The following is a 13,773-nucleotide window of genomic DNA, read 5'->3' as shown; positions in this document are numbered from 1 at the left end:
TGGCGATCGCAACTCGGGTTGCAGTACGGTTTTCCGAACGGCACCCTAGGACTTCAGGCCAGTCGTGGCAATGCCGCGAATCAACTGTCGCTGGCCAAGGGCAAACAACACAATCACCGGCACCGTAGCAATCACGGCTGCGGCCATCATCAGCGGCCAGTCATTTGTAAACTGTTCCTGAAAGTTCGCCAAGGCAAGCTGCACCGTCACCAGTTCCGGTTTCGTCGTAAACACCAAGGGCTTAAACAGGTCATTCCACTCGCCAATGAAAGTAAAGATAAATAGCGTGACGAGGGCAGGCCGACTCAGGGGCAGCAAAATATGCCACAGCACCTGCCAGCGGCTAGCGCCATCCAAGAACGCTGCTTCCTCAAGTGCCACGGGCAAGGTCAAGAAGAATTGCCGCATCAGAAAGACCCCGAAGCCATTGGCAGCCGTTGGTAGAATTAACGCGCCGTAGGTATTAATCAGATGGCCTGCCTTCAAGATCAAAAAGATTGGGATCACCAGCAGTTGAAAGGGAATAACCAGCGTTGCCAGCATCAGCACCAGAATCAACTGCTGGCCGCGAAACTGTAAGCGCGCTAAGGCGTAGCCCGCCAACGCGGACGTAAATAGCTGGCAGGCCGTTACCGCCAATGCCACTAGGGTAGAGTTAGCAAAGGCACGGATAAAATGCCCCTGCGCCCAAGCGCTTTGGTAGCTCTGCCATGTCCACCCCTGAGGCGGCAGCAGTTGGCTAGGAAGTGCACCCGCAGGCCAGCCGGAGGTACACACCACAACGATTAAGGGACTCAGCAGCAGCACGGCGCCTAGCCCCAACAGCAGTGATAACCCAACAGTGCGGAACCTAGCGGCCACTCCCAGACATCCGTTTCAGCAGATCCACAAAGCCCTTGACCTCTTCGCGGAATAGGAACCCGGCGTAGGCTTCCATCCCGTGCTCGCCAATATCCAACCCCTCGATTTCTTCCTCTGGAGACACGCGAATCCCCATCGTTACCTTCAGTAATAGCCAAGCTGCCGTACTAAAGAGTACTGTAAAGCCCCCTACTGCTAGCACTCCCACTAACTGATGCCACAGTTGGGTCACATCCCCGCTCCACAGTAACCCCTTAAGGGGACCGTCTTCGTAGAGCTTCCCTGGGCCATCGGCAAATAGACCCACCGCCAAGGTGCCCCAAATACCATTGACCAAATGGACGGAAATGGCACCGACCGGATCATCGATTTTGAGACGATCCACAATAACCACTGAAAACACAATGATGATACCCGCGATGATCCCGATGAGAATGGCACTCTCAAGGGTAACAAAGGCACAGGGGGCAGTAATGGCGACTAAGCCTGCCAGAATGCCGTTAATGATCATTGAGAGATCCGGCTTACCAAAGTACAAGGTGGAGACTACCGTTGCCGTAACCCCACCAAAGGCGGCGGCCATATTGGTTGCGACCGTAATGTGGGCGATCGCCAGTGGATCTGCGGTCATGGTCGAGCCCGGGTTAAAGCCAAACCACCCTAACCACAAAATTAAGCAACCAAGGGTAGCAATGGCAAAATTATGGCCAGGGATCGCCGCCACTGAGCCGTCTTCCATATAGCGGCCTAAGCGCGGCCCAAGCAGTGCTGCCCCCATCAAGGCCGCCCAACCACCGACGGAGTGAACCACCGTTGAACCCGCAAAGTCCCACATTCCCATCTTCTGCAACCAACCCCCACCCCAAATCCAGTGACCGGTAATTGGGTAGGAGATCCCCACCAACAACAAGCTAAAGACAAAAAAAGCATAGAACTTAATGCGCTCAGCAACTGCCCCTGAGACGATGGTGGCGGCTGTACCGGCAAACACCAGTTGGAAAAAGAACTTGGCGTACAAGGGGACTGCTGCCCAACTCAGAGCGTCGTAAACTCCGCTGTAGTTTTCCGTGGCGGGGCTGTTATCGGAGCCTAGCAAAAAGAAACCACTCAAACCCATGAAGGCGTTGCCATCCCCAAACATGAGGGCAAACCCAATGGACCAAAAGGAAATGCTGGAGAGGGCAAAGACGATGAGATTTTTTGAGAGGAGGTTGACTGCGTTCTTAGCTCGACAAAAGCCGGTCTCCAGCATACCGAAGCCCGCGTTCATGAAGAATACCAACACCCCTGCAAAAAGAACCCAGAGCGTATTGAGCACCACCGCCACGGCTTCGGGAATATCGCTCGAGGCGGCAGTATCTTGGCCAAGGGCAGCCGTTGCCGAGAGCACCCCAATCATCCCAGCAAACACCAGCAGGGTACGGCGCAGGGGTAGGTACAGCAAACAACTCAAGGGATGGTTCAAACGCAACCAACGACGGGACACAGAGCGCAGCTTCATAGGTTTAGTTTTCCAGTCACGCGAAGACAATTTACAGATACCCCCACCAGCCTCAACTCTTAAGGGATACCAAGGGTTGAGCCGCAAACTAGCAATATAGGCAATTCCTTGCTTGATCATCCCTGAAGGGGAGCGCGGCCAAATGTATCAGCAATTACAAAATACCGGAATCACTGCCCAAATTCTGCATAGGTTGCTGCATGTGCCAGTTAAGAAAGTTGCAATTGCCCGCAAGTGTTCGGAGTATCCAGTGCTGACTAATTTGCGTTGCCCTAGCCTTGCCCTCGTCCGCCCTCGGGCGATCGCCCCCAACAGCCTTGTTCTTGCCCTGCTGGGGTTGGGGGTGTTAACGCTTCCTTTGCTCCCAGCGATGGCGCAAATTGCTGTTTATGAAGGTCAGCGGGTTACGGGGGATGTGACAATGACCCTTCCCGATGGCAGCACTTACCAAGGAGAACTCCTGAATGGTCGTTTTAACGGTCAAGGGATTCTCTCGATGGCTAACGGCAACCGCTACGAGGGGGAGTTTCGCAATGGTCGTTACCATGGCCAAGGAGTGCTGACCTATGCGGATGGGGGTCGCTACGAAGGCGGGTTTGTGGATGGGGTCTTCAATGGCAAAGGGATTTTAGAGCTGGCCAATGGTCAACGGTACGAAGGCAACTTCCAAAATGGCCAGTTTCATGGCAATGGCGTTTTAACTTTTGCCGATGGTACCCGCTACGAAGGCAAATTTGAAGCGGGTCAGTACCATGGAATGGGGACGCTATCCTTTGGGGATGGCACCAGCTATACGGGGAATTTTCGCAATGGCCTGTTCGATGGGCAAGGGGTGTTTACACTGCCCGACGGCTCCCGCTTGGTAGCAACATGGCGGAACGGTCGCCGCGAACCCCGCTAACATTCGTTTGGGGGATGCTCTCATTCTGTGCCTTTAACGTCAACAGATGCCATTACATCAGCCCTCGCACCCTACAGTCGTTTTGGGGTGCGTTTGGGGCTAGAGCCTATCCAAGAACTCTTAAGTGCCCTCGGAGCACCGCAGGAGCGGGTTCCTTTGATCCATGTGGCAGGCACCAATGGTAAAGGCTCAGTCTGCGCCTACCTTGACAGTGTCCTGCGGGCGGCGGGCTATCGCACTGGTCGCTACACCTCGCCGCACCTGTTGAGTTGGTGTGAGCGCATTTGCGTTGATGGTACGGCAATTGCCGTGGACGATTTCTTAGCGCTGATTCGCCGGATCGAGGGGGTGCTACCCCAACTGACCTACCAGCCCAGCCAGTTTGAATTGGTCACTGCTGCAGCATGGCTGTATTTTGCTGAGCAGCGGGTGGACATTGCGGTTATCGAAGTGGGGCTGGGGGGACGGCTCGATGCCACCAACGTCTGCCCACCCCCCTTGGTGAGTGTGATTACCTCCATTGGCTGGGATCATTGGCAGCGCCTCGGCAATACCCTCGGGGCGATCGCCGGTGAAAAGGCGGGGATTCTCAAATCCCACCGACCCGCAATCATTGGACCAGTGCCACCAGAAGCGCAAGCGGTTATCCAAACTCGCCTCGAGCAGCTACAGTGCCCTGCGGTGTGGCCTGAGCCGGCTCAGTGGTCGGCGCGCCCCGGGTGGGCAACCTGGCGGGGGATTGACTATCCATTGCCCCTTGCTGGGGAGATGCAACTGGTGAATTCAGCGTTGGCGATCGCCACGGTGCAAGAACTCCAACAGCAGGGTTGGTCCATTGCGCCTGAGGCTATTGAAATGGGGATGGGGCAAACCCGCTGGCCAGGGCGACTGCAATGGTTATCTTGGCAGGGGCAAGGCCTTTTGATTGACGGTGCCCACAACGCGCCAGCAGCCGCCTATCTGCGGCAGTACGTGGATCAACTGGGGTGGCCGACAGTGACTTGGGTGGTGGGGATGCTGGCCAACAAAGATCACGCCGGGATTCTCCAGCAACTTCTGCGACGGGGCGATCGCCTCTGGCTGGTGCCTGTGCCTGCGCACCAGAGCGCCGACCTCGATACCTTAGCTGCGCTGGCACGCCAATGCTGTCCTGAGGTGGCAGAGTGTCGGTGTTTTGGCAGCATACTAGAGGCGTTAGCGGCATCTCCTCCCCATGCGGTTGTGTGTGGCTCCCTCTATCTCATTGCGGTTGTGCTAGGGGTTCACCGCAATGGTGTATTGACAGCGCTGTAGGGTTTTGCTAGGTTAAAGATCGCTCAAAAATTGGGACTGTAGTTCAATCGGTTAGAGCACCGCCCTGTCACGGCGGAAGTTGCGGGTTCGAGCCCCGTCAGTCCCGTTGCTCTCAAGAGTAGGTGAATGGAACCTGCCCTTGGGTTTAACTAATGAGGGGTTCGGGAAGCAATACGTCCCGCCCTGTACCCGTAGGGGTAGTGTCGGGAGGATGTCACGCAGGATGGTTATGGTTGCCAGTCCCCCAAGCCAACACCTTGTAGATACTCACCAGCGGCGCATTCGCAAGCTCCGTCTCTCGATTACCGATCGCTGCAATTTGCGCTGTACGTACTGTATGCCAACAGACGCAACCTTTATGCCGCCACAGCATTACCTGACGGTGGCGGAATACGCGACCATTGTGGCAGAACTGGTTGCCCTAGGGGTGGAGGCGGTGCGGCTGACGGGGGGAGAGCCACTGCTGCGTTCAGAATTTCCTGAAATTCTCGCGGCGTTAGCAGCGGTGGGGGTGCCAGACTTGAGCTTGACCACCAATGGCCTGCGTTTATCTAGTTATTTAGGTGTGTTGGCAGAGTATGGAGTACGGCGGCTGAACATCAGTTTAGATAGCCTTGATTCGCACACCTTTGCAACCATTACCCATGGACAACAGTTGGAGGTGGTGAAAGGGGCGATCGCCCGTGCGGTGAACGAAGGGTTTCAGGTCAAGCTCAACATGGTGGTGATGCAGGGGGTCAACGATCACGAGCTAGTTTCGATGGTGGAATACGCAAAATCCCTAGGGATTGAGGTACGGTTTTTGGAGCTAATGCGCATTGGTTATGCCTGTCATCTACCCCATAGTCAATTTATCAGTGCGGCAGCGATGATTCGCCAACTCCAAGGTCACTACGATCTGCAACCTGTGCCCCGTCCCCAAGATGCCACGTCCTTTAACTTTGTCACCGCCTGTGGTGCCCAGATTGGGTTCATTGCCTCAGAGTCGCAGCCTTTTTGTCATCACTGTTCACGCTGGCGACTCTCGGCGGATGGGGTTCTGCGGGCATGTTTATTCAAAGAAGCGGGGGTCGCTCTGCGAGGGCTGGATGCTCAGGCACGACAAGAGGCCTATCAACAAGTTCTTGGCATGAAACCGGCGATTCGGGCTGCTGAAGTTCACCATGCCATGTATCAGATCGGAGGTTAGCGCCATATTCTTAGAACATACCAATTCCAAATGGCAATAACTCGGTTTTTTGAGTGGTTGAACAAAGTTAGACCGCACTCCCCATCCTCGCTTTAGCAGGGTGGGGTTAGGTTGCGGCAATGGAGCAAAGCGGAATTGCCAATAGATCTAGTCCTTGTAGCCCTGGTTCTCAATGTACTCTTTCAGGATTTCCAGAGATGCCCCACCAGCGGAAACAAATCCATAACCCCTTTTCCAGAAGAAAGGCTTCCAGTAGTAGGAGTTTAGGAAAGCACGAAATTCCTTCCTGATTTCTCGGCTAGTGATCTGTGGACTCTCAATTCTCAGGTTAGCACCGACACCACTACCTCGCGTCAGCGGGTGGTGTGAGCTTCATAGATACTCTCAAGCTGTAAAATAACGTTATATCTTAGGACTGTGCTATGACCTCTGCTGCTTCCTCAGTGGCTCGCTCTGACTTAGCAGAATTGCGCCGCCTCAAGGCACTGCTACCGCCTGAACTGCAAAGCTGGGTAATGATTGAGCCGGCCAGTGGCGTGAACCCGCCTCTGATTACCTGCGAAGAAATTGGCAAGGATGAGGTGGAAATTCAGATCGACCTAGCGCGGTGGGATCAACTGGCAAAGGATCAACGTAATTTACTCTTTTGGCATGAGGTGGCGCGGATTCAAAATGACACTATTCCTCGCGACGGTTGGGAAATGGCGGCCTTAGCCATTGGCTTGGGTGGCGCCGTGGGTGAACTCTGGGTACAGGATGGTTTACTCCTGTTGCTGGCACTGGGACTGTGTGGCTTTTCTGGCTGGCGACTGTATCAACGTAATAACGGTGAAAAAGTTCTTAAGGAGGCGATCGCAGCAGATGAACGGGCGATCGCCCTCGCCACGCGGTTCGGCTACGAGCTGCCCAATGCCTACAAAAGTTTGGGCAGTGCCCTCAAACTACTCATTGAGCAAAGCCCCAACCGTCGCCAACGCAAACGCTATGAGCTACGCCTACAGGCGCTGAAAAAAAGTGCCGCCAAAGCCAAAGCCCGGATGCAAAACCTGCAAACTGACACCTTACCGCAGTAACCCCCGATGGCTACCTCTCGCAATCGTCGCCTGCTGGTGCCGGCGCTTATTCTGTTTTGGACAATGGCCAGTCTGGGGGTGATGGGGCAGCTTGATCTCCATCCTGTACTGCGGTACTACGGCTGGACCTTTACCGCTCAGGTGGCCTTTCTTATTTTCTTTGTGCCAACCCTATGGCGACAGGTCACCAAGAAAAAGCGAGACAGTTCCCTTTGAGCCAGCAGGCACTCAATGGCCACGGCTCTCCGTTTGTACCACCGCGACCGATGCCACTCGGCGCTCGCACAGGAGGCCACACTCGTCTTTGCTGAACTTGTTGCCGCCTGAATTTCTGAAGGGGGAGTCCAATGCTCTATCGTCGTTTTGGTCGCACTAATTTAGCCATGCCAGTGTTCTCCTGTGGGGGGATGCGCTATCAATTTTCATGGCAGGACGTGCCCCCTAGCACCATTCCGGCAGAGAATCAGCGGAATTTAGAAGCGACTATCCAGCGAGCTTTAGACCTCGGCATTAACCATATCGAAACGGCTCGTGGCTATGGTACCTCGGAAGTGCAGTTGGGCAAAATTTTGCCGCGCTTGCCCCGAGAAAAACTAATTGTGCAAACCAAGGTTGGGCCGCGAGCCAATGCCAGAGACTTTCGTGAGAATTTAGAAACCTCATTGCAGAATCTGGGGCTGGATTACATTGATTTGCTGGGCATCCACGGCATTAACTTACCGGAACACCTTGAACAGGTACTGCGACCGGGGGGATGCTTGGAGGTGGTGCGCCAGTTCCAAGCCCAAGGCCGTATCCGCTTTGTGGGGTTTTCTACCCACGGCAGTCTTGAGGTGATTCGCCAAGCGATCGCCAGTGATGTGTTTGACTACGTGAACTTGCACTGGTACTACATCAACCAACAAAATTGGCCTGCCATTCTAGACGCTCACGCCCGGGATATGGGGGTCTTTATCATTAGCCCTGCGGACAAAGGGGGAATGCTGTACAACCCACCCCCTCGCCTTTCCCAGCTATGCGCTCCGTTGAGTCCAATGGTCTTTAATGATCTCTTTTGTCTTTCGCATCCTCAGGTGCATACCCTCAGTGTGGGGGCAGCTCGCCCCAGTGACTTTGAGGCCCATCTCGAGGTCTTAAGCCTACTGAACCAAGCCGAGATGCTGCTGCCGCCGATTGTAGCGCGGCTAGAGCAGGCTGCCATTGAACGCCTTGGCGCTGATTGGTACCATACATGGCACCACGGGCTGCCCCCCTATCACCACACGCCCGGCGAGGTGAATATTCCTACGATTCTTTGGCTGTGGAACTTAGCCCAAGCCTACGACTTGGTGGACTATGCCCGTATGCGCTATAACCTACTCGGGAACGGCGGTCACTGGTTTCCGGGAGCTAATGCAGCTCACGTTGATCAGTTAGACCTCAGCGCCTGTTTAGCCAAGAGTCCCCATCGCCAAGCCATTCCTGCCATTCTCAAGAGCGCCCACCAACTGTTTGCGGGGGCGGCGCAAAAACGACTGTCACAAGCGTGAACAGCCCTCATGGGAGATTGGGGAGTTTCCCCCACGCGATCGCGGAGAATTCCCCTAGGCGGCGGCAGGTGGGTCACCGACAATGAAAGTGTAAGGGTAAGAGGGTCACACTATGGATTTCATCTACCACCTGAGCAACGCCAGCCTTACCCTGCGGGTTGTGCAATTCTTACACGAATATGCTAAGTTGCCGGTTCAGTTTGTCACAGTAATTCATCAGGTGGATGGCTGGGTGGTGCGGGTTAAAATGCACACACCCCTATCTGATGAGCAAGCAGGAAACTTTCGCGCCTTCTTAAACGAGTTGGGGTTTCCCTACACGCCGGGGATTTCGTTGAAAATGGCACTATGGGCACTCGAGACAGGACAACCCATGGTAGATGTGATGCGCCGCTACCAAGTGGCTGTGGTCTCCCACGGGACTCCCAACTACGATGACATTGAGGCGTTTCGCAAACAGTTTATTCAGGGCTTGGGCTACTGCCCTGAAACCTTGGCATAAGGGGAACCCAAGCCATGCTCCCAGCGATGCTGTAGGATGCGCTCTGCAAGGGGGAGATCGCTGGGAGTTGTAATTTTAAGGTTGGTGTCTTCACCCATGACAATGTGGACGGGGTGCCCGAGTCGCTCAAATAAGGCGGCATCATCGGTCACCTCCCAGCCCTGCTCTACCGCCGTGGCATGACCGTTGAGGAGGTAATCGACCCGAAACCCTTGCGGCGTTTGTGCTGCCCACAGCGTACTGCGATCCGGTGTTTGGCTCACGACACCAGCCGCATCCACGATTTTAATCGTGTCTTTTACAGGTATCGCTGCCACAAATCCGTCATAGGTCTCCAGTGCCTGAACGCACCGCTCAATTAAGGCGGGTGTAGCCAAGCAGCGGGCACCATCATGGATCAGGACGTGGCTGGCATGGGTAGGCAGGGCGCGCAAGCCGTTATATACAGATGCTTGGCGTGTATCACCCCCTTCGATCAGCAGGATAGGTTGGGGAATGGCTAAATCGGTAATGAGGGTCTGCCAAACCGGGAAATCCTCGGGCTGGCCAATGATGCCAATCCATTCAATGGCCGGTACAGCGGCAACCGCCTGTAGGGTCCATGCCAGCAGCGGTTGCCCTAGCACGCTCAAGCGTAATTTGTTCTGGGCAGCTCCCATCCGCTTGCCCATTCCAGCCGCAGGAATGAGGATGTGCATTGGTGATCAAACTCTACATCGCCCCCATCTTGCCACAGATGGTCGTACTTCCATGCGCTCCTCATTTTTTTGGGCAGTAACGCCAGCCCAAGATCAGCGCGATAGGAGAGACTGGAATAGCTGCGGTGTGATGGAGTTGTGCTGATGTTTGATAAGCCTCTCAACCGGACGTACGAACGCATCATGGTGGCGATCGCCAGCGTGAACTTGCTCTTAGTGCTCTTTGACCTCACCTATATTCCGCTACGGGACTTTTGGCTATTGGGGAAAGTTCGCATTCCGCTGATTCAGCGCATCATTTACGTTCCTCAGCCCTTTGCGATCGCCCCACTGTACGATCCCATTAAAGGCATTGAACCCCACCGCGAAACCGAGCAGTATATCGCCATGGTTGCCCAACTGCGGCAAACCATTGAAACCCAGGGGGTAGATGCCCCAGCCACCGCAGCCTTACTGGCACAGTTGCGGCGGCACAGCGAAGTTATAGTGGACACCGATCCCTTTGCCCTTGCCAACAAAACGGGCACCCTTGAGCGCATTAAGAACCTGATGCGGCTTAAGGTATTTGGGAATCGTGAGGCCTCGTCTCGACAGGCGTTTTCACGCTTTTGGAGTCCGGCCTACATCAACGCCAACGACTGGCAGCAGAATCTAGGATGGTTTGAGCAGCACATTGTGCCCCTGATGGCCAGCAATTATTGGCGCGCCTACGGTGAGGATGGCAATTTTATCAACCACTTTGATGCCATTGATATTCCCTTTAACCTGCTGTTTTTTGTGGAGTTTTTGGCGCGTACCTTTTGGTTGAGTCGCCAGTATCGGGCGTACCATTGGCGGGATGCCATGCTGTGGCGCTGGTACGATGTCCTGCTCTTTTTCCCCTTTTGGTGGTTAGCGCCGACATGGGGATGGCTGCGGATTATCCCAGTTGTTATTCGCCTTGACCAAGCGGACGTGATCTGTCTAGATAGCCTCGAAGAGCAAGCGTCTCAGGGGGTGGTGGCGGCGATCGCCACGGACGTTTCTGAAGTGGTGGTTCTGCAGGTGCTCACTCAGCTTCAAAAAGCCATCCAGCGGGGACAATTTGGCCGTTGGCTCCCCCATGCCCGGGATCTGGCGGCCAGCAATGATGTGGATGAACTGGGGGAGGTGGCTGCCCTGATGGTTCAGGTGGTGCTGTACCGAGTGATCCCGGAACTGCGGCCAGACATCGAGGCACTGGTGGCTTACAGCGTCGATCAAGTGTTTCGCCAAGCTCCGCCCTATCGCCGCCTGACGGAAATTCCTGCCCTCCAGCAACTACCGGCTCAGTGGCGGCACGACATTGCCAAACAGCTTACCGATCGCCTGCTAGGGTTAATAGAGCGCAGTGCCCACAGCCAAGCCAGCCTTCCGCGCGAAGGCACCCTGCTGGTCAGTCAACTGGCGCAGAAATTTGGTCAAACCCTCATCCAAGAAATGCAGCGCGAACAGGTGGGTAAAGCCATTCAGGAGTTACTGGTAACATGGCTAGAGGAACTGAAAATTACCTTTGTCCGCCAAACCCACAGTGAGGGGATTGAAACCGTCCTCGATCAAACCCGTAGTTTACAGCAGGCTCTTGAGCGGGATCTCCAGCGGCGTCAGTCTTAAGGGCGGGAGGTCTCCCTAGGCCACAAGGTAGAGGATAGCGACGATGACGCTTACGGCAATCACGATCAGGCGCAGCACCCTAGGCTCAACAAAGCGAGCTACCTTACCGCCCAGTAGCCCCCCAGTGACAGCGGCGATCGCCATCCCTAGCACCACTGGCCACAGCACCTGTCCCGAGAAGAGGAAAAATGCAGCGGCTGCCCCATTGACCGCAAAGGCGAGGAGTTGTTTGAGGCCATTGAGCCGGGTCAAGGTATCCTCCAGTACCATCCCCAGCGTGGCTAGGAGAATCACACTCAGCCCTGCGCCAAAGTAGCCGCCGTAGAGCGCTGCCAGAAATACCGGGGCGATCGCCCACGCCAGCCTGCCGCCGCCCCCGTGCGGTCTCCGTTGCAAGAGCCAGCGCCGCACTGGGTCTTGCAGTGCCAACAGGAGTGCCGCCAACAGAATGAGGTAGGGAACCAAAAAACCAAACAGCCGCTCACTGGTGCTCAGGAGTAAAACACCCCCACTGATCCCCCCCAGCACACTAGCGGGAACCAGGAACCCCAGCCGTGCCCCTTGACCTTGCAGATCCTGCCGCTGGGCAAGCGTTGCCCCCAAGTAGCCCGGCACCAATGCCACCGTGCTGGTGATGTTGGCTGCCATCGGCGGCACCCCCGCCGCCATCAGGATCGGAAAGCTAATGAGGGTGCCCCCACCGGCAATGGCATTGATGAACCCTGCCCCTATCCCCGCTAGGGCAATCAGCAGTATCTCAAGGCTGCTCATCAGGCACTCAGATACCGTTGCAGCGTCTCGCGGTATTGGCTTTTGGGCTTCATGCCAACGATCACCTCCAGCAGTTCCTTATTTTTGAACAGCTGAATGGTGGGGGTGCTGGTGACCCCCGCTTGCTCGGCAATGGCGCTGTCCTCAGTGATGTCAATTTCAACGAGTTGGACATTTCCCTCAAATTCATCCACCAAACGATCCAGAATGGGTTTGAGGGTATGGCACGGGCCACAGGTGGGGGAGACGTACTTCACCAGCAGCAGGCGATCGCTCTCGTGGAAGAGCTTGCGCAGGGCATAGCTGCCGCGGTGCTTTGTGGCCGTCGGATCAAACTCTACGGTGGCTGAGGCGGATGGCGTGGGGGGTGCGGTTACCGTGGCCTCCTCAACCGTCTGGTGAAACTCCTGAATCAACCCCTGTGCCGAAAGCCACCGCTCGGCCTCCAGCGCCGCCATACACCCCGTTCCCGCCGCCGTAATCGCCTGACGATACTCATGATCCTGAACATCCCCAGCGGCAAATACCCCAGCAACATTGGTCTGGGTGCCATGGTGGGTCAGGATATAGCCAACACTATCCAGTTCCAGAAACTCCTTAAATAATTGGGTATTGGGGGTGTGGCCAATGGCATAGAATAGCCCCCGCACCGCCAGTTGAGACTCTTCTCCCGTGGCCTTGTTGAGAATCCGTAGCCCCGTCATCAGGTGGCCATCCCCCAGAATTTCTTGGGCTTCGGTATGCCAGTGAACGGTAATTTTGGGATTGGCCAGCACCCGGTCTTGCATCGCCTTACTGGCGCGCATTTTGTCACTGCGAACCAGCAAATGGACATGGGAGCCATACTTGGTCAGGTAAACCGCTTCTTCCGCAGCACTGTCGCCACCGCCAATCACTGCCAACTCAGCCTCCTTGAAAATGGGCGTGGCACCGTCGCAAATGGCACAGGCAGACACCCCCTTCGTCCAGTACTGCTCTTCGCCGGGCAGGTGCAGCCGCTTGGCCGTTGCCCCTGTACAAATGATGACCGCATGGGCATAGACCTGCCGCTCGGCGGAGCTAATGAGGAAGGGACGTTGGTTAAAATCAACTTGGATCACATCTTCAGTGACAAGTTCTGTGCCCCAGCGCTGGGCTTGCGCTTTCATCCGCGCCATTAACTCTGGTCCTTGAATCCCCTCGGGAAAGCCGGGGAAGTTCTCCACCTCGGTGGTGGTCATCAGTTGGCCGCCAGGTAGCCCTCCCACCTGATAGCCTTCAAACATAAAAGGCTTGAGGTTGGCACGGGCAGCATAGATGGCCGCAGTATAGCCCGCCGGCCCAGAACCAATAATTACAACGTTTTCAATCCGTGGCGATGTCATGACTAAAGTAAACTCGAAACGACTATGAGTTATCTGATTGTAGCCTGATTCCTAGGAGCAAGCAAGGGGAGAGAGGTTTATGCGTCGGATTGGCAATGGGGGCGAGGAAGCGGTGGTGAGGTGGTTGCGGGCGCAACAGTGGCAGATCGTAGCCCGCAATTGGGGCTGTCGTCGGGGCGAGCTAGATATTGTGGCTTACAGTCCCGGTGGGGTGCTGGCCTTTGTGGAGGTAAAAACCCGCCGCCCCCAGAATTGGGATGCTGACGGTCTCGAGGCGATCGCCCACCGCAAGCAACAAAAACTCATTGGCACCGCTCAGGAGTTTCTGCAGGCCCATCCCCAATGGCACGACAGTCCTTGTCGCTTTGATGTAGCATTGGTGCTGTACCAGCCCTCTCCGGTGGGGGGATGCTATCGAGTACACCAGTATTTAGAAGATGCCTTTACTGTGGAGTAACA

Annotated in this window: 14 protein-coding genes, 1 tRNA gene and 1 pseudogene; 10 read left to right on the top strand and 6 right to left on the bottom strand. The window is 55.6% G+C overall.

Going from position 1 to position 13,773, the window contains the following annotated elements:
* Positions 1–45: 45 nt before the first annotated feature.
* Together BRW62_RS07970 and BRW62_RS07965 are read right to left on the bottom strand one after the other, a co-directional pair.
* Positions 46–861 (bottom strand): carbohydrate ABC transporter permease, encoded by an 816-nt coding sequence (locus BRW62_RS07970; RefSeq protein ID WP_198405945.1) that lies wholly within the window; start codon positions 859–861, stop codon positions 46–48.
* Entirely contained in the window at positions 851–2,362 is a 1,512-nt protein-coding gene (locus tag BRW62_RS07965; protein WP_099798997.1) for an ammonium transporter, read from the bottom strand. The genes BRW62_RS07970 and BRW62_RS07965 overlap by 11 nt, the downstream gene beginning before the upstream one ends.
* 142 nt (positions 2,363–2,504) lie before the next feature.
* Between BRW62_RS07965 and BRW62_RS07960 the strand changes: the two genes are divergently transcribed.
* The 4 genes from BRW62_RS07960 to moaA all read left to right on the top strand — a co-directional run bounded on the left by BRW62_RS07960 (position 2,505) and on the right by moaA (position 5,745).
* A complete protein-coding gene (locus tag BRW62_RS07960) occupies positions 2,505–3,263 on the top strand; it encodes an MORN repeat-containing protein (protein WP_198405944.1) in 759 nt (252 codons plus the stop codon).
* Between the two features lie 27 nt (positions 3,264–3,290).
* Positions 3,291–4,556: a bifunctional folylpolyglutamate synthase/dihydrofolate synthase gene (locus tag BRW62_RS07955; protein ID WP_099798996.1), complete on the top strand. Its 1,266-nt coding sequence runs from the start codon at positions 3,291–3,293 to the stop codon at positions 4,554–4,556.
* 32 nt (positions 4,557–4,588) lie between these two features.
* Positions 4,589–4,662, top strand: a tRNA-Asp gene (locus tag BRW62_RS07950).
* Positions 4,663–4,779: 117 nt separating this feature from the next.
* Entirely contained in the window at positions 4,780–5,745 is a 966-nt protein-coding gene (gene moaA / locus BRW62_RS07945; protein WP_376787917.1) for a GTP 3',8-cyclase MoaA, read from the top strand.
* Between the two features lie 147 nt (positions 5,746–5,892).
* On the opposite strand, the pseudogene BRW62_RS15225 reads toward moaA, so the two are convergent.
* Positions 5,893–6,051, bottom strand: a pseudogene (locus BRW62_RS15225) (transposase); the annotation flags it as partial.
* Between the two features lie 116 nt (positions 6,052–6,167).
* Here BRW62_RS15225 and BRW62_RS07935 point away from each other — a divergent pair.
* The 4 genes from BRW62_RS07935 (at position 6,168) to BRW62_RS07920 (ending at position 8,849) form a co-directional block, all read left to right on the top strand.
* Positions 6,168–6,818 (top strand): DUF3318 domain-containing protein, encoded by a 651-nt coding sequence (locus BRW62_RS07935; protein WP_099798994.1) that lies wholly within the window; start codon positions 6,168–6,170, stop codon positions 6,816–6,818.
* Between the two features lie 6 nt (positions 6,819–6,824).
* Positions 6,825–7,034 (top strand): hypothetical protein, encoded by a 210-nt coding sequence (locus BRW62_RS07930; protein ID WP_099798993.1) that lies wholly within the window; start codon positions 6,825–6,827, stop codon positions 7,032–7,034.
* Between the two features lie 131 nt (positions 7,035–7,165).
* Positions 7,166–8,347, top strand: a complete 1,182-nt coding sequence (locus BRW62_RS07925) for an aldo/keto reductase (RefSeq protein WP_099798992.1) — start codon at positions 7,166–7,168, stop codon at positions 8,345–8,347.
* Positions 8,348–8,459: 112 nt separating this feature from the next.
* The gene (locus BRW62_RS07920) at positions 8,460–8,849 is read left to right on the top strand and encodes a hypothetical protein (protein ID WP_099798991.1); all 390 of its coding nucleotides are present in this window, start codon (positions 8,460–8,462) and stop codon (positions 8,847–8,849) included.
* Here BRW62_RS07920 and ispD read toward each other — a convergent pair.
* Positions 8,825–9,547, bottom strand: a complete 723-nt coding sequence (gene ispD / locus BRW62_RS07915; RefSeq protein ID WP_099798990.1) for a 2-C-methyl-D-erythritol 4-phosphate cytidylyltransferase — start codon at positions 9,545–9,547, stop codon at positions 8,825–8,827. The two genes, BRW62_RS07920 and ispD, sit on opposite strands and share 25 nt — an antisense overlap.
* Positions 9,548–9,691: 144 nt before the next feature.
* On the opposite strand from ispD, the gene BRW62_RS07910 reads away from it, so the two are divergent.
* Positions 9,692–11,179 (top strand): hypothetical protein, encoded by a 1,488-nt coding sequence (locus BRW62_RS07910; protein ID WP_227517313.1) that lies wholly within the window; start codon positions 9,692–9,694, stop codon positions 11,177–11,179.
* A gap of 15 nt (positions 11,180–11,194) precedes the next feature.
* Here BRW62_RS07910 and BRW62_RS07905 read toward each other — a convergent pair whose 3' ends face one another.
* Both BRW62_RS07905 and trxB read right to left on the bottom strand, forming a co-directional pair.
* Positions 11,195–11,953, bottom strand: coding sequence for a sulfite exporter TauE/SafE family protein (locus tag BRW62_RS07905; RefSeq protein WP_376787937.1), 759 nt, complete (start codon positions 11,951–11,953; stop codon positions 11,195–11,197).
* Complete coding sequence (gene trxB / locus BRW62_RS07900; RefSeq protein ID WP_099798988.1) at positions 11,950–13,314, bottom strand: thioredoxin-disulfide reductase; 1,365 nt, start codon at positions 13,312–13,314, stop codon at positions 11,950–11,952. Before trxB ends, BRW62_RS07905 begins: the two co-directional genes overlap by 4 nt.
* A gap of 79 nt (positions 13,315–13,393) precedes the next feature.
* Between trxB and BRW62_RS07895 the strand changes: the two genes are divergently transcribed.
* Positions 13,394–13,771 (top strand): YraN family protein, encoded by a 378-nt coding sequence (locus BRW62_RS07895; protein ID WP_099798987.1) that lies wholly within the window; start codon positions 13,394–13,396, stop codon positions 13,769–13,771.
* Positions 13,772–13,773 lie beyond the last annotated feature (2 nt).

Origin of the sequence: Thermostichus lividus PCC 6715 (genome assembly GCF_002754935.1) — a bacterium.
Taxonomy (GTDB): domain Bacteria; phylum Cyanobacteriota; class Cyanobacteriia; order Thermosynechococcales; family Thermosynechococcaceae; genus Thermosynechococcus; species Thermosynechococcus lividus.
The sequence above is the reverse complement of the archived record's forward strand: the minus strand, read 5'-3'. Positions and strand labels throughout refer to the sequence as shown.